Origin of the sequence: Mesobacillus selenatarsenatis SF-1, from assembly GCF_000813125.1 — a bacterium.
In the GTDB taxonomy this organism is placed as follows: Bacteria; Bacillota; Bacilli; order Bacillales; family Cytobacillaceae; genus Mesobacillus; species Mesobacillus selenatarsenatis.
Genome location: NZ_BASE01000072.1, coordinates 15,894 through 31,832 on the forward strand (window position 1 = coordinate 15,894; position 15,939 = coordinate 31,832).

General features: G+C 43.3%; 17 protein-coding genes. 9 read left to right on the forward strand and 8 right to left on the reverse strand.

All coding sequences use genetic code 11. The features are described 5' to 3' along the window. Nucleotides 1–11 precede the first annotated feature (11 nt). Complete coding sequence (locus TY49_RS14935; RefSeq protein WP_041966706.1) at nt 12–272, forward strand: metal-sensitive transcriptional regulator; 261 nt, start codon at nt 12–14, stop codon at nt 270–272. 122 nt (nt 273–394) lie between these two features. Here the strand turns inward: TY49_RS14935 and TY49_RS14940 are convergent, their stop codons facing one another. The 6 genes from TY49_RS14940 to TY49_RS14965 all read right to left on the reverse strand — a co-directional run bounded on the left by TY49_RS14940 (nt 395) and on the right by TY49_RS14965 (nt 5,925). Further along, nucleotides 395–580, reverse strand: coding sequence for a hypothetical protein (locus TY49_RS14940; RefSeq protein ID WP_041966707.1), 186 nt, complete (start codon nt 578–580; stop codon nt 395–397). Between the two features lie 60 nt (nt 581–640). Further along, nucleotides 641–853, reverse strand: a complete 213-nt coding sequence (locus TY49_RS14945) for a YheE family protein (RefSeq protein WP_041966708.1) — start codon at nt 851–853, stop codon at nt 641–643. Nucleotides 854–1,013: 160 nt separating this feature from the next. Then, nucleotides 1,014–2,198 carry a YheC/YheD family endospore coat-associated protein gene (locus TY49_RS14950; RefSeq protein WP_052442198.1) on the reverse strand — a complete coding sequence of 395 codons (1,185 nt, stop codon included), beginning with the start codon at nt 2,196–2,198 and terminating at the stop codon, nt 1,014–1,016. Continuing rightward, entirely contained in the window at nt 2,195–3,562 is a 1,368-nt protein-coding gene (locus TY49_RS14955) for a YheC/YheD family endospore coat-associated protein (RefSeq protein ID WP_041966709.1), read from the reverse strand. The genes TY49_RS14950 and TY49_RS14955 overlap by 4 nt, the downstream gene beginning before the upstream one ends. Next, entirely contained in the window at nt 3,559–4,644 is a 1,086-nt protein-coding gene (locus TY49_RS14960; RefSeq protein WP_041966710.1) for a YheC/YheD family endospore coat-associated protein, read from the reverse strand. The genes TY49_RS14955 and TY49_RS14960 overlap by 4 nt, the downstream gene beginning before the upstream one ends. A 177-nt stretch (nt 4,645–4,821) precedes the next feature. Beyond that, entirely contained in the window at nt 4,822–5,925 is a 1,104-nt protein-coding gene (locus TY49_RS14965) for a YheC/YheD family endospore coat-associated protein (protein ID WP_041966711.1), read from the reverse strand. 359 nt (nt 5,926–6,284) lie between these two features. Here TY49_RS14965 and TY49_RS14970 point away from each other — a divergent pair, with 359 nt between their 5' ends. From TY49_RS14970 to TY49_RS14990, 4 genes are all read left to right on the forward strand, one after another. Then, nucleotides 6,285–6,644 carry a YlbF/YmcA family competence regulator gene (locus TY49_RS14970; protein WP_041966712.1) on the forward strand — a complete coding sequence of 120 codons (360 nt, stop codon included), beginning with the start codon at nt 6,285–6,287 and terminating at the stop codon, nt 6,642–6,644. Between the two features lie 281 nt (nt 6,645–6,925). Beyond that, nucleotides 6,926–7,798 carry a Cof-type HAD-IIB family hydrolase gene (locus TY49_RS14975; RefSeq protein WP_041966713.1) on the forward strand — a complete coding sequence of 291 codons (873 nt, stop codon included), beginning with the start codon at nt 6,926–6,928 and terminating at the stop codon, nt 7,796–7,798. Nucleotides 7,799–8,081: 283 nt separating this feature from the next. Next, nucleotides 8,082–9,590 (forward strand): coproporphyrinogen III oxidase, encoded by a 1,509-nt coding sequence (locus tag TY49_RS14980; protein ID WP_041966714.1) that lies wholly within the window; start codon nt 8,082–8,084, stop codon nt 9,588–9,590. A gap of 326 nt (nt 9,591–9,916) precedes the next feature. Then, complete coding sequence (locus tag TY49_RS14990; protein ID WP_041966716.1) at nt 9,917–10,708, forward strand: enoyl-CoA hydratase; 792 nt, start codon at nt 9,917–9,919, stop codon at nt 10,706–10,708. Between the two features lie 37 nt (nt 10,709–10,745). Here the strand turns inward: TY49_RS14990 and TY49_RS14995 are convergent, their stop codons facing one another. Both TY49_RS14995 and TY49_RS15000 read right to left on the reverse strand, forming a co-directional pair. Beyond that, the gene (locus tag TY49_RS14995; protein WP_041966717.1) at nt 10,746–10,931 is read right to left on the reverse strand and encodes a YhzD family protein; all 186 of its coding nucleotides are present in this window, start codon (nt 10,929–10,931) and stop codon (nt 10,746–10,748) included. 157 nt (nt 10,932–11,088) lie between these two features. After that, the gene (locus TY49_RS15000; RefSeq protein WP_041966718.1) at nt 11,089–11,295 is read right to left on the reverse strand and encodes a hypothetical protein; all 207 of its coding nucleotides are present in this window, start codon (nt 11,293–11,295) and stop codon (nt 11,089–11,091) included. 238 nt (nt 11,296–11,533) lie between these two features. Here TY49_RS15000 and TY49_RS15005 point away from each other — a divergent pair, with 238 nt between their 5' ends. The 4 genes from TY49_RS15005 to TY49_RS15020 all read left to right on the forward strand — a co-directional run bounded on the left by TY49_RS15005 (nt 11,534) and on the right by TY49_RS15020 (nt 15,927). Next, complete coding sequence (locus TY49_RS15005; RefSeq protein ID WP_041966719.1) at nt 11,534–12,433, forward strand: ABC transporter ATP-binding protein; 900 nt, start codon at nt 11,534–11,536, stop codon at nt 12,431–12,433. After that, nucleotides 12,426–13,679, forward strand: a complete 1,254-nt coding sequence (locus tag TY49_RS15010; protein ID WP_041966720.1) for an ABC transporter permease — start codon at nt 12,426–12,428, stop codon at nt 13,677–13,679. The genes TY49_RS15005 and TY49_RS15010 overlap by 8 nt, the downstream gene beginning before the upstream one ends. A 212-nt stretch (nt 13,680–13,891) precedes the next feature. After that, a complete protein-coding gene (locus TY49_RS15015) occupies nt 13,892–14,587 on the forward strand; it encodes a Type 1 glutamine amidotransferase-like domain-containing protein (RefSeq protein ID WP_041966721.1) in 696 nt (231 codons plus the stop codon). Between the two features lie 116 nt (nt 14,588–14,703). Further along, nucleotides 14,704–15,927 (forward strand): metallophosphoesterase family protein, encoded by a 1,224-nt coding sequence (locus TY49_RS15020; protein WP_041966722.1) that lies wholly within the window; start codon nt 14,704–14,706, stop codon nt 15,925–15,927. The last annotated feature ends 12 nt before the right edge of the window (nt 15,928–15,939 follow it).

Consider the following 15,939-nt stretch of genomic DNA (forward strand, 5'->3'; position numbering starts at 1 on the left):
AGGTGTAGGAAATGGAATACACAACAGAAATGAAAAATCGTTTGAAGCGATTAGAAGGCCAGGTACGCGGAGTCATTCGCATGATGGAAGAAGAAAACCACTGCAAGGATGTTGTTACCCAATTATCAGCTGTCCGTTCCGCAGTAGACCGCGCCATTGGTTTCATCGTCGCTAAGAACCTTGAATCTTGCATCACTGAAGCAGCTCAGGAAGGCAAAGATGCCGACGAAGCGATCAAAGAAGCAGTAAATATGATTGTAAAAAGCAGATAAGACACCAGCATCCTTTTAGGATGTGGTGTCTTTTTTTGTTTAAAAATACAGTATTAATTTTGGTACTAAGATTAGTGTCCGGCTCCAGCGCTTGTCGGGGCTGTTCAAGGTGCTTACGCTTTTTATTCGTTAGGCGGATCTTCTGGGTAAAAGTCATGGCTTTCATCGATATTGGGTGTACCGTCCAACCTATGCACAGTACCGCCGGCCATGCCTTCATTGATCATCCGGTCAACATCGACGTAAACTTCGTCCCGTCCCTCATATTGCAAGTCCTCAGCGAACTTCTTGCTCCGTTTTTGTTTCATGATATCCTCCTTCAACGTTTTTAAGCTTAGAATTCCGGAAAAGGAGAAGAAACATACACCTTATTTGTCATATACATGGAAGAGCATCAGCTCGTGAATTTGTTCTTTCAACTGATGGATATGCTCGTCGGATGGCTCCTCAGAGGTCCACTCAATATCCCCGTTTTGATGATAGATTCCCGTAAACTTCTGCTTGTTAAAATAAAATGAAAAATGCCAGCCGGGCATATCCTTATTTTCGAATAATGATTTGAACTGGAAATGAGTAATCAATCTGATTCCCCCTGTGAAAATGTCTTTTTCATTATTATATAGTATTCAAGCAAGAAGAAGTGCAGATAAACCCTTATTGAAATAAAGCAGAAGTTTAGAGAAAATAAAAAAGAAGCCGCGTTTCATGGCGGCCCACAATAGCTGTACCAAGGAATTTGCATCAAAATCCTGTTTTCCTGAAAAATAAATCGACAAGAGCGGAGATCCTTTTTTCCTCAATCTGGGGTTCGTCGAAGCTCATTGGTTTTGAGTTGACTTCATAAATGACATAATGGCCTTTTTCGGTGATTCCTGCATCAAGGGAAAATTCTCCGAAATAGCCTAACTCTTCAGTAAGCAGCTGTCCAATTTCTTTTACGGCCCAGTCGAAAAATCGGTCATGTCTATCATTCTTGACCTTAATATAGGGGAGCATGACTCCTCCGTTTGGCAGGTGGGTGGTCAGGTCCTGTTTCCGGGATTGGCGGATGCCGATTCCAGTCACTTCGTACCCATCCGGTCCGTCATGGGCATGGACGCGGAAGTCAAATCGTTTGCCATCGATGGCTGTCGGCGTGACTTCTTTCTGGGCAATGTACTCGTATTTTAACAACTGCCTGGATTTGACCTTCCAGAATTCCTTTATGCCAGGATAAAGATGGCGATGTGAATGGCTATCGAATTCGATTTGCCCATTTTTTTGCCGGAGCCGGAATATCCCGATTCCTTTAGAAGAAGAAGCAGGCTTCAGGTAGATGCCCTCATGCTTATCAAGGAAGGCGGCTAATTGGATCATCGATTTTACAGCAATGCTTTCAGGCATTAGCTTTCTTAATTGTGGATGTCTGGCAAATAGTGAGTATAGCTTGTTTTTATTGATAAAGGCAGGATTGAAAAATGGGATTCCGAGCGCGGTCAGGTAGTTCACGGCATCTTTAAAGGCAGGCTGCTGCTCTGCTTTCCGAAAGGGGACACGATTGAAAACAAGATGAGGCAGAGGTGTTCTCACAGGAATCCATTTTCGAGCATCAGGCAAAAATACGAACCCGGTGAGTCCATCTTTGACGATGGTTTCAGGAGGAAAGACGACAATCAATCCATTCCGTTTCAGCATCTCTGTCTGAAGTGCCTGAAACAATGAACCATTGCCGGAAAGGGACATATTCTTGCTCATTGAGGTCATGATCCCAACCAACGGTCCGATATTTTCCTGCTTATTTTTCAATGAAAACTGTTGGCTCCTCTCCGGGAGTGTCTCTGACGAAGCGGCAGGCACGCTGATTCTATTAAAGCCAAAGCTGTATTTTTCGCCAGCTTTGGCTTCATGTGTCCATTCCTTCGATTCAGCATTATAGCGGAGAATCATTTGAAAATATCCTCAGGTGCCGTAATGGCTTTTTCTGCTAAAAAAATGCCGAAAGATAGAGACAGCTTTCTCGTGAGCAGATCGAAATTCTTTAGCTTTGGATGCTTAAAGATCGACCGTCCAGGCTTTGAGTTGGCTTCAAAGAGCCAAACTCTTCCTGATTTATCAATTCCTAAGTCAAAACCAATCTCGCCTATGATACCTTCCATATTCTTTTCCAAAATGGAACTTAGGAGCAGTGATGCTTCAGAAAGTTTCTTCTCACAAAGCTCTCTCTCGGTCCTGTCTTCAAACAATTCATCAAGCGATTTTACGACTCCTCCATTGTTCACATGGGTGGTCACGCTGCCCTGGCCGGCAATTTTTGCGGCGATCGCTGCTACTTGCCACTGACCGTATTCATCTTTATTTGTATGAACCCTGAAATCAATGAGTCTTTTTTCGGATCTAAGCAGGCTTATACCCTGCTGAACAATCATCTGGGAAAGATTTCGCTTGTAAAAAACCTTCTGCATTAACTTTTCAAGACTTTCAAACTTTGTTAACTTATTAATGCCCTCCTGGTCACGGTAACGGCAATAATAATAGCCATTGTGCTTATCAAACAGAATTTGGTGGATTCCCAGTCCAAGACTTCCATTAGCCGGTTTGACATAGACGTTTCCATAGTTTGAAAGCATTCTTTCAATTACGGTAAAAGAAGAAAATTGATGTGTTTCAGGCAAATACTCTACTGCACGTTCGTCCTGCTGCAGGCGCTCAAATACATCCAGCTTGCTGAAAAAGCCCGGATTATACCATGGAATCAAATAATCGGTCTGCATCCTGGACTTCATGCTGCGGAGTTCAGATTTTCTTTCGGTGCGCCTATTAGGTAGACGGTCGTATACAACATTGGGAAAGGGCACCTTTATTTTCATCCAGCCACCATCGACAAAGAAATAACCCTCGATCAATCCTTGATCCCAGTCGATGTGTTCCTCGCCAAAGACGAAGGGAAGGGCACCTACAGATTTATTGACAGAAAGCAGTTTGGCGAAGAACATGGACCTCTCACCAATCGGTCTTAATGGAAAAGGCGTGAACCCAGACGTCAGAATGCCTATCAGGGGCCCGATAAACAATGTGTGCTGATCGATAAAAATATGCAATGAAGTTGATAAATCAGGCATTGAGAGCTCCTTCTGCACGTCATTACTCAGGACTACCACATTTCTTCCCTTAGGATGAGGAGCACATGTAACATCAACCACCTTGTTGCCAAACGCGATTTTATTGATTTCCTTGTTATTTGTCAGGTCAGCAGGTACAAAGACTAGTTGCTTGGAGTGTGAGATGACTTCAACGGGATATTTTTTTCTCATAAGCGCTGTTCCTCTCTTTCTGGCATAATTTCCGAAAGGACTCTGGCATATTCAAGCGGTGCATTATATAGCACCTCGTTCAGGTCCGGATTTGTGGAAGCAATGACCTTTCTGCCGGGCTTTGAATTTGTATCAAGCACCCACAGGGCATGGTCCTTTGATACACCAATATCTACACCCAGCTCAAAAAGCCGAGGGAAAGAGGCTTCAAGGATACCGGGCAGCTTCGAAAGAATTTCTTCCAATTCATGTAAAATGAATCTTCTTGAACGGATATTCAGTGAATTCGTATACTCTTCAAATGGCAGGATTTCTCCGCCGGCACGTAAGTTCGAAAGGATTCCATCCCTGCTGCCGCGGCGGACTCCCTTGCCGCGCACAATCCACTTTTCCTCATGATCCTTTTGCAGCAGCACTCTTATGTCAAAAGGACAATTTTGCATATCGGACAGTTCTAGGTAAGGCTGCATCATATACTCTTTTTTACTGAACAGGCTGTCGAGCCAATCCTCTGTCTCAGAGGTGGAATGGAAAGTTTTTGTGAATAACCTGCCGCCAGGATCAGCTGAAATTTCAAACTCTCCACCTGATTTTTCAATTTTATAGATCCCTGCGCCGCCAGAACCGAAGATCGGTTTCAAGACTGCCTTTTTCATCACTTCTAGCTGGGCAATAACATCTTTTCCGCTGCCGATAAGAATCGTTTTCGGGATGTATGGAGACAGGGATGATTTCGACAGAACCTCGTAAATGGCCCATTTATTTGGCAAGCCGTTTCCAAGGAAGGTAATATCGGCTTTTTTCTTGAGCCATTTTACAATCGCCATCGCCTGCTTCGATGAAGGATCATTTGTATAAAAACAACGGTCATAAACGATCATGGGGAGCGGAAATTCGGACTTAACCCAGCAGCCTTTCTTGTGGTCGAATTTTTCTCCCGATACCAATTGTGTTACTGGGTGGATTTTAGCCGGTGAGAACCGAAAGCAGGTGAAGATGTTTGGATTCGCCCTCTTGGCAATCTCGGTAAAATATGTTAGTTCACTTTTTAAGGAAAGTGACATCATTCCGAATGTAATCATTTGCATTACTCCTTTTGTGCAAGGATAAGAAAGTATAATTCTTACTTATAGAATTGTTCAGCTCCAGCGCCTAGCCCCTCGAGTCACTTCGGTCCTGCCAATGAAGTCAAAGAACGACTTCACTGTCAGGCCCTCCAGCGCTTGTCGGGGCTGACCAAGGCGCTTGCGCATTTCAGTTTATAGTTGGCAAAGTCCATAGCAATGGTCGATGATGGCTTTTGTCGAGGGCCTGATTTTCGTGCCGCGCTCTTCAAAGTTCTTGGAAGGCTTGGAGTTGGCTTCGATCAGCCACAGGTTGCCTTTAATATCAATTCCAATATCAATCCCCAGCTCGGCGGTGAGTCCTTCAGCATTTTTGCTGATGACTTCTGCAATCTCAAGAGCCAGCTCTTTCATCAGCGCCAACTGATGCCTCGCCTGTTCCTTTCCGAAAATCAATGCGAGAGTATGCCCCGGTTTCATGACCTCGCCTCCGCGGGCTATATTAGATACGAAAAGCTGCTCTGCGGAAACTCTGGCGACGATGGAAGTAACCTTCCAGAATTGCTGGGCGTTTTTATGACAGAGAACCCTGAAGTCCATCCTTCTTCCATTTAATTCTGATAGCTGTACACCCTGCTGAATGATGCATAGCCGTTTTCCAACTATGGGATTGATGGCACGGGACAGTTCTGATACATGTTCGAAGACCGGGAGATCCTTGGCCGGCATCGAGGATAATGATGCATTGATCATCCCGTCATTTTTGGCTACCTGGATAATATTGCGTCCCTGGCTGCCATGAACAGGTTTGATGTATAGCTCATCATGCTTTTCAAGCATGGTTTCGAGCTGACTCCCGGAATATAGATGTGTTTCAGGTATGAACGAATGCAAATGTTCTTCTCTCAATAAAGATTCATGGATCTCCCACTTTGAAAGAAACCGGTGATTAAATATCTTTATTCCCAGAGCATCCAATTTATTTAAAAATCCCTTAAATCCTTTGCTGATTTCGGTCCTTCGGGATGAAACCCGATTGTAGATGACAGCGGGAAAGGGAAAAAGTCCTTTTTTCCAGTCATCTGCATTGTCATCGTAGGAATAGCCCTCGACTCCTTCATCAGAAAAGCCTTTCAGTGAAAATACGTAAAAACTTCCGCCTTGTTCAGAAACTCCCTGGTGAAGCTCTTCGCAAAAGGAGTGGACTTTACCAAAGTCAGGTCCGTTATCTTCTTTTATTTCAGTCAGCAAAGCAATGACGGGATTGCTGGGTAAGCTTTTCGATTTTGCTGGCGTCATAGCTTCTCCTCATTTTCTTTTAGGGTGTCTCAAGAAATAAGAAAGTGAATTTCTTTCACTTCTAGAAGTGTCTAGCTCCAGCGCCTAACCACTCGAGACGCTTCGGTCCTGCCAATGAAGTCAAAAAACGACTTCACTGACAGGACTTCCAGCGCTTGTCGGGGCTGACCAAGCCGCTTGCGCATTTCTTATCACCCTATTGTAAAATAGGCAAACACACATATTGCATCCTATGAATAGTAGTTGTTATTGGTGATTTCATAATAGGAGTTGGATTGTGCATAACCCGAACTTTTGGCATTCAGCAACATAGTTTGTTATAGTGGTGTGGAGCGTTTAACGTAGAAGGAGTGATTTGAATGGCAGTAAATCTTTACGATTCAGCCTACGAATTGGAAAAAGCAATCAGGAACAGTGCGGAATACACAGAATTAAAAAAACTTTATGATGCTGTAAACAGCGATGAATCAGCAAAAAGAATGTTTGAAAGCTTCCGCAATATCCAGATGCAGCTTCAGGAAAAGCAAATGACTGGGCAGGAAATTACCCAGGAAGAAGTAGAGCAGGCGCAAAAGACAGTCGCACTTGTTCAGCAGCATGAGTTAATCTCAAAGCTGATGGAAGCAGAGCAAAGAATGAGCATGGTTATTGGCGAACTTAATCAGGTAATCATGAAGCCTCTTGAAGAGCTTTACGGAAATCCGAACCAGCAGCAATAATAGAATGACAGAACTCCCGCCGATGTGCGGGAGTTTTTTTGTTGTTCGGAAAAGAGGGGAATTTGCGTATCAAGGCCATGACGGACACAAATCAGCGGAAAAGAGAAAAAACTGTCCGTCATCTATGACTCTTTTTGGTATAAAATACACTGCCAGTATTTACCCTGACGACTGGATCCCCCTGGGAAGCTAAATCAAAATCCTGCCCATGTTCTATTCTCTCGCTTTCTATCATACAAGTTAAATAAGGACAAAAACACCGAAGAAATGGGGGCATAAATATGATTTACCGTCTTCTTGCGCTTAATGTGGATGGCACGATTCTCCAATCAAATGGAAGGCTCCATAAATCCACGAGGGATGCGATTGAGTACGTTCAGCAAAAAGGGGTTTACGTGACTCTAGTAACTTCAAGAAGCTTTCCATCTGCCAAAAAAGTGGCTAAAGCGCTGAAAATAAATTCATTGCTTATAACTCACCTTGGATCCTATATTTCCAATGACCTTCGCAGTGACCCAGTTTTTGAAAAACGGATTCCAGAGGATGTAACCTTCCAACTCGTCAGATTCCTGGAAAGCTTTCCGTGCCAAATCCGGCTTGTACATGAAAAGTTTTCACTGGCAAATAAGTATAAATTAAACCATAACCTGCTGGCGAAAACCGTGTTCACATCAGGCGATCCGATTTTTTACTCACAGCAATTCACGGATTCTATCAGTGAAACCCTGGTCAATGAGCCAGTCTCTCCTCCTAAAATCGAAGTCTATTTCGAGTACGAAGAAGATTTGAAGGATGCGCAGCAGGCGATAAATGGGATGTTCTCAGAAGTGTCCCTGTCCAAACTGAATGATTACAGGATGGATATCATGCCTGAGGGTGTATCAAAACTGAATGGTCTGATCCAGTTAGGTGAACACCTTGGCATACAGTTGAAAGAAATGGTCGCAATTGGCGATGGGCATGATGACATTGAAATGATCGAAGCCTGCGGACTTGGCGTCTCCATGGGGAATGCTTCAGTAGAAGTAAAAAAGGCTTCGGATTGGGTAACCCGATCGAACAACCAGCACGGTGTCAGCTATATGGTCAAGGAACATTTCCGCAAGCAGCAGCCAATTGAATTCCTGAAGAAAATGAATATAATAAAAATGTAGAATAGAAGCATGCCTGGAAGGATTGCAGGCATGCTTTGTTGTGTTTGGAAATATATTGTGGATTTAGAGAGTATCTCAGGGTGTTTAAGGAAAATATGAAACTTTTTAGGAATATAAGTGCTGGATTCAGGAATATGTGAGGTTTTTAAGTAAAATAAACCGGGAGTCTATGATACTCAATCCGACTTACACCGAAAACTGGCAGCTTTTGCACTGTCTTGACCTTTGAATCATACTTCTATTACACTTATTGAAGCATGTTTAATTGAAAAAGGTGAATCTCATGAGAATTAATATAAATGGAATACAAGATGACAGATTACAGCGTCCTTTAGGGTTAATCGCTAATTTATTCTTTGAAGAATCAGAAGTCAGATTAAGCGGGACAGATCAGGAAGTTGATGCGGTAATTGATTTCGATGTTCAAAATGCCGACGGGGAGTTTTTTGTAAAAGCAGCTTTGGTGGCCAATGGCGAGAGTTTTACAGCAAAAGCCAACAAAGAAATTCCAGCTGGCTTGAGCGAAAAGGAAGAATTTAAACTGCTTAAGACCGTCATTTCCAGGGCCTATTTAAAAGTGCTTCAGGACTGGACAGGAATGATCCAGAAGTGGGGCATACTGACCGGAGTCCGTCCTACTAAGCTTTTGCATAAAAAGCTCCGTGAAGGAATGAAACAGGAGGATGCCCATAAAGAGCTGAAGGAACAATATTTGATATCAGATGAAAAAATACAGTTAATGCAGCAAATCGTCGACCGCCAGCTGGCTGTTATGCCTGACCTGTATGATTTAAAAAATGGGGTCAGCATTTATATTGGCATTCCATTTTGCCCGACGAAGTGTGCATACTGCACATTTCCGGCTTATGCTATCAACGGCCGACAGGGGTCGGTGGATTCTTTCCTTGGCGGCCTTCACTACGAAATCCGCCAAATCGGTGACTGGCTTAAGAAGAATGATATCAAGATTACAACGGTTTACTATGGAGGCGGAACACCGACCTCGATTACCGCTGAAGAAATGGATATGCTGTATGAAGAGGTTCAGCAGTCCTTCCCGGATGTTGAGAATATCAGGGAAGTGACCGTCGAAGCCGGCCGGCCGGATACGATTTCACCTGAAAAACTTGAAGTGCTGAAAAAGTGGAACATCGACCGGATCAGTATCAATCCGCAATCATATATCCAGGAAACCTTGAAGGCAATCGGCCGCCACCATACAGTGGAAGAAACGATTGAAAAATTCCATCTGGCCCGCGAGATGGGTATGAACAACATAAACATGGATTTGATTATCGGTCTTCCAGGTGAAGGGGCGAAGGAGTTTGCTCATACCCTTGCAGAAACGAAAAAACTAATGCCGGAATCTTTGACGGTCCATACACTTTCATTTAAAAGAGCGTCAGAAATGACAAGGAATAAACAGAAATACAAGGTCGCTGGCCGCGATGAAATAGAAAAAATGATGAACATGGCTGAATCATGGACGAAGGAACATGACTATGTTCCGTATTATCTGTACAGGCAGAAGAATATTCTAGGAAACCTAGAGAATGTTGGTTACGCTTTCCCAGAGCAGGAGAGCCTGTACAATATCATCATCATGGAAGAGCAGCAAACCATCATTGGCCTAGGATGCGGAGCATCAAGTAAGTTCATCAATCCCGAAACAGGTGTCATCACGCAATTTTCGAATCCAAAGGATCCAAAGTCATATAACGACAGCTTTGAGGAATACGCCAATAAAAAAATAGAAATCCTTGATTCTTTGTTTAAAAAAGCGACAATTTAATGTTAATAAGCTCCCGAAGATTCATTTCGGGAGCTTTTCGCTGTGAAATAAGTTTTATTCCTCAAAAAAGGGCCAGCAATTTCCTGCTAAAAACTTGTGATTCCGCGAAAATGGCCAGCATTTCCGCGAAAACAGCTTCTAATTCCGCGAAAAGGACAAGTAATTCCGCGAAAAGCCATCATAATTCCGCGAAGTGGAAAAAACATGCAATTATCCAAATCAAAAATCGTCCATTCTTTAAAAAATCTAAATAGTAAGAAAAAGGTTTTTAAATATAACATCTCCCTATATAATAAAAGTATAAGGATAAATGGAGGGGATGAATTGTGGCGATTGAATTTTCAACGAACACTGTAAAATTGAGCATTAATGGACGTGTTGCCGTTCTCGAGTTGAACAGGCCTGAAGCACTGAATGCCCTTGATGTGGAAATGATTAAGGGAATCACGATGAACCTGAAGGAAATCTGCAAGTCTGATGAGGTTGATATCGTTGTAATTAAAGGAGCTGGGCGGGCCTTCTCTGCCGGGGGTGATATCAAAACGATGCTTTCCAATACAAATGAAAGCGATTTCTACCATGTGATGGATGATATTCACGATATGATCGTGACTCTGTACAGCATGCCAAAGGTAACAATCTCAGCGATTACAGGTGCTGCGGCAGGCCTGGGATTCAGCCTTGCGCTTGCGACAGATTACATAATCGCTGAGCCATCAAGCAAGATTGCGATGAATTTCATTGGCATCGGCTTGATTCCAGATGGAGGAGGCCACTTCTTCATGGAGGAGCGCCTTGGAGAAACGAAGGCGAAGCAACTGATCTGGGAAGGCAAGACGCTTTCTGCCAATGAAGCCCTGACACTGGGACTTATCGACGAGGTACCAGCGGGAGATTTTGCAGAAGCAATTGAAGGAAAGCTACAAGAATGGCTGAATAAACCGGTTCAGGCTATGATAAAAACAAAGAAAATCCTAGCTGAGAAAAACAGGCCTAATCTATTGAAAATTCTTGAATTGGAAAAATACGGACAATTTAAGATGCGCCAAACAGAGGACCACCAGGAGGGCATTAATGCTTTCCTTGAAAAGAGGAAGCCGCAATTCAAAGGTAAATAAACAAAAAAGCAAAGAGGAGTGACCTCTTTGCTTTTTCTTATGGGTGGAAAAGAACTAATTTTCCTCTAGGTGATGTACAGCGGTGAGTCTTGTCGCTGAGGTTTTTTTCATCAAGCATTCTTGCCCCGATTTCCTTTGCCTCATCATCATTGCCGGCTTGGAAAGATTCGTCGATCAGTTTTTCCCCATTTGGTTCAAAGGCTGTTAGTTTGTAAGTATCCATCACAACTTCCCCTTTTTATAAAGATTAATAAGTAAATAATTAACTTCGAGAACTGTCCAGCTTCAGCGCCTAGCCCTTCGAGTCGTTTGTCTAGCTGCGGCTCCTAACTCCTCGAGACGCTTCGTCCTGCCAATGAAGTCAAAGAGCGACTTCACTGTCAGGCCCTCCAGCGCTTGTCGGAGTTGGGAAGTCGCCTCCGCTTTTCGAATTGTCTAGTGTCGCCTCCTAGAAACTCCGAAACTTCAACTCCGCCGGCAGAAGCAAAAAGCGCTTCTTTGTCGGAGTCTCCAGTTTCTGCGTTTCTGAGCAGTCGGCTACACTTTTCGATTTCGGTCCGCCCAATGAAGTCAAAGAGCGACTTCACCGGTCGGCCCTCTGAGGCACAGGACGTGCATACCCGCCAGCCACACGGTGTGGCGTTTTAGGCGGGCAGAGCTTGTCAGGGCTAACCAAGGCGCTTCCGCTTTTCTTGTAAAATTCAGACTGTTACTATTATTTTTGCATAACTTTTTTAAATATGCAAAATAAAAAATATATTTAAAATATGAAACTATTTCCCTATAAAATTCGTAGTAATTTATTGGAAAAGGAGGAGAATGTATATGGTCTTACAACTTGAACGAGTTACAAAAAGATTCGGCAATTTCACAGCAGTGAATCAGCTTTCACTCAATATACCAGAAAAAGAAATGTTCGGATTCCTTGGTGCAAATGGCGCCGGGAAGACAACGACCTTCCGGATGATCCTTGGTCTCCTTGATGTCTCAGATGGAAGGATCATGTGGGATGGAAAGCCAATAAATTATGAAACGAGCAGCATCATCGGTTACCTGCCTGAGGAAAGGGGACTTTACCCAAAACTTAAAGTTCGCGAGCAAATCGTCTATCTTGCAAGGTTAAGAGGAATGCAAAAACAGGCCGCCCTCAAGGAGCTTGATTACTGGCTTAATCGCTTCAAGGTGCCAGAGTATGCGGATAAAAAAGTGGAAGAGCTTTCAAAGGGTAACCAGCAAAAAATCCAGTTTATTGCCGCCGTCATACATAAGCCAAGACTGCTAATCCTTGATGAACCTTTCAGCGGACTTGATCCGGTGAATGTGGAACAATTAAAGGAAGCTGTTATCGAACTCAAAAATGCGGGAACAACAATCGTATTTGCGAGCCACCGAATGGAGCATGTGGAAGAAATGTGTGAGCATATTTGCATCATGCACAAGGGAAGTCCAGTAGTACATGGGGCACTGAGAGAAATCAAACGATCTTTTGGTAAAAAGAATCTCGTCATCCATGCGGATTTTGATACTTCATTTCTAAAGGAGTATCCTGGCGTGACAAAAGCAAAAATGACGGCAGAGGGAATCCATTTGCAAATCTCGGGTGAGCAGGTTGCCGAGGACATCATGAAAGATATCGTTGGCAAAGGGTTTATTCGCAAGTTTGTTCTTGAAGAGCCAAGTCTAAATGATATTTTCATTGAAAAGGTGGGTGATTCATATGAATAATTTTTTTATCATCCTAATCCATACATACATGAGCAAGTTGAAAACAAAATCCTTCTTAGTTACAACAATCCTGACGGTAGTAATTATGCTAGCGCTCACAAATATGTCCAACATCATCGACTTTTTCAATAAAGGTGAAGAGGCAGATAAGATCGCTGTCATTGACGAGACAGGCCAACTTTTTGAGCCGCTGAATGAGCAAATGAAGATGATCAACGAAGAACTTGTCCTGGAAAAGTATGATGGAAATGAAGACAGTGCCAGGAAAGCAGTCGAGGAAGGAAATTATAAAGGATTACTTCAATTAAGCTTGAACGATGAAGAGCTTCCGGCAGCTTCCTACAAAGCGATGAGCATTGCTGATTCTGCTATTCCTGGAGACCTGCAGGCAGCATTACAGCAGATTAAGACGGCGATGGCATCCACTCAAATCAATATCGCTCCAGATCAATTGGAAAAACTTTATGCTCCAGTTGAATTCGAGAAATCTGCTCTTGAAGAAGATGCCAAGACGGAAGAGGAACTGAATCAGGCAAGAGGATTGGTTTATGTTCTTCTTTTCATCATTTATTTTGCGGTCATCATGTACGCCAACATGATCGCTATGGAAGTCGCGACTGAAAAATCTTCAAGAGTAATGGAAATCATGATATCCAGTGTATCCCCTATCAAGCAAATGTTTGCGAAGATTATTGGAATTGGGCTATTAAGCTTGACTCAGCTCGCCGTTCTCTTGCTTGTCGGGTACTTCTCGGTCAAACAGAATCTCGATAATATGGAAGGCGGATTTTTCGAGTTCTTCGGTTTTGGGAATATCGCAGGCAGCACAATAGCATATGCAGTAATTTTCTTCATTTTAGGCTACTTCCTGTACGCGACTATGGCTGCCTTCCTTGGCTCACTCGTCAGCAGGATTGAAGATGTCCAGCAAATGATTACACCAATGACGATGCTTGTTGTCGCTGGTTTCATGATGGCGATGTTCGGGCTTGGTCAGCCAGAAGCGCCATTTGTAAAATATACATCCTTTATTCCGTTTTTCTCTCCGATGTTGATGTTCCTGCGTGTAGGAATGCTGAACATTCCTTTCTGGGAAATCGCCTTATCAATCGGGATCCTTGTTGCTACAATTGCCTTCTTGGCTATATTTGGTGCCAGAGTCTACCGAGGTGGAGTCCTGATGTACGGAAAGTCTAATTCATTCAAGGATATCAAGAAAGCACTGCAGTTAACGAAAAAAGAGTAATGGTTAAAAGCCGCAATCCTCGGATTGCGGTTTTTTACAGGGATTTCGGTAAGTTTAGTGGAATATTTATAAATGATTACCTTGCATGTGCCCGAGATAGAGCAAAGAAGCAGGATTACGTTCACATAAAAAGCAAACATGTACCCGAGATGGAATGTCACCCAGAATTTCAGTCTCAAAGATTACTATTCAATAGAAGGAGCGTGTTTAGGTTGCGCCAGATTATTGCGATGGGCGGCGGGGGTTTTTCAATGGAACCGGAGAATCCGCTGTTGGATTTATATATCCTTGGGCAATCGGAAAAGCAGAGACCCAAGGTTTGCTTTGTGCCGACTGCCAGCGGGGATGCTGACAACTATATTACGAGATTCTATAAAGCTTTTGAAAGTCATGATTGCATCTCTTCACACCTTTCGTTATTCTGTCCGCCGACAAGGGACCTGGAAGCCTATGTTATGGATAAGGATATTATTTATGTAGGCGGAGGCAATACAAAGAACCTGATGGCTCTTTGGAAGGAATGGGGACTGGATATTATTCTGAGAAAAGCCTGGCAGCAGGGCAAGATCATGGCTGGAGTAAGCGCAGGCTCAATCTGTTGGTTTGAGGAAGGTGTAACAGATTCTTATGGCAGCGGACTTGAATCGCTGAAAACACTCGGGTTCCTAAAAGGCAGCAACTGTCCGCATTATGATGGCGAAGAGGATCGGCGTCCTGCTTATAAGAAATTTATTGGTTCAGGCAGGATTTCAGGCGGATTTGCCGCTGATGATGGAGCTGCATTGCACTATATCGATGAGGAATTAGTTAAGGCATTAAGCTCAAGACCCAAAGCAAAAGCTTATCATGTCTGCAAGACAGAAGGAAAAGTTCGGGAAACAGTGGTAGAAACCATGTATCTCGGATAAAGTGGAACTGCAGTTCAGATGAGAACTGCAGATTTTTTTGATTAGATGACAGAACGTGCATTCGTATTTTGAACATGTTAAAATAAAAGAAAATAGGGCGGGAAAGGAATAACCAAATGAAACAGGTGAAATTTTTACATACTGCCGACCTTCATCTTGATAGTCCGATGGTTGGCCTGAGGCATCTGCCAAAAGCAATTTTTAACAGGTTGCAGGAGAGTACTTTTACAGCCTTGAAAAATCTCACGGATGCTGCGATCAAACATGAAGTTGATTTTGTCGTCATTGCAGGTGATCTATACGATGCTGAGGACAGGAGCATACGGGCTCAGGCCTTTCTTCGCAATGAAATGGGGAGGCTCGCTGACAAAGGCATTAAGGTATATGGTATTCACGGAAACCATGACTATCTTGGCGCAAAAACTGTGACGATTGATTTTCCGGATAATGTTCACATTTTCTCAGATCAGGTGGAAAAGGCTAATTTTAGGAAACATGATGGCACTCTTGTCCATTTGTACGGTTTCAGCTATCCTGAGCGGCATGTAATGGAGCGATGGATTGAGAAGTATAAAAAGATTGAAGGTGCGGATTTTCACGTTGGTTTGCTTCATGGCCATTTTGAGGGAGTGAGTGATCATGGGAAATACGCGCCTTTCAGGTTATCTGAGCTTATTGATAAAGACTATGATTATTGGGCACTTGGCCACATTCATAAGAGGGAGTTTTTATCACAGCAGCCATATGTTGCCTATCCTGGCAATCCCCAGGGACGAAACAGGAAGGAACTCGGCGAGAAAGGAGCGTATATTGTTAAGTTGACAGAAGCGGGATCTGAGGTTTCATTTATTGAAACAGCTGATGTGATATGGGATGAAACAGTTATTGACGCGAAGGATTCGTTAAGCTTCAATGCGACTTATGAAAAATGCCTGGCCGTCATTGATGGGAAAAGAAGGGAAGGAAAAGGGGTCCTGCTGGATATCCGGATTGACAACCTGGATTCGGGTCAGACAGATGTGATTGAAAAAGTAGCCAGTGGTGAACTCCTTGAACTTCTGCAGGAAGCTGAAAAGGATGAGGAGTCTTTTGTCTGGGTGCACAGGCTCAAATTTACTGAAAATATTGCTGTCGACCGAGCTGAATTGATTAAGCAAAGCGATTTTTATGAGGAGTTATTCAATTCTATTGAGCAATACGATGATATAAAAGACTCACTGTCTCCATTATTCCAGCACAGCCAGGCTAGAAGGCATTTAGGGCTGCTGTCGGAAAGTGAAAAAGAACAGCTGGCTGAGGATGCCGAAAGGATTCTGCTTCAGCTGCTGCTGAAAAATTAATGAAAGGAGGCA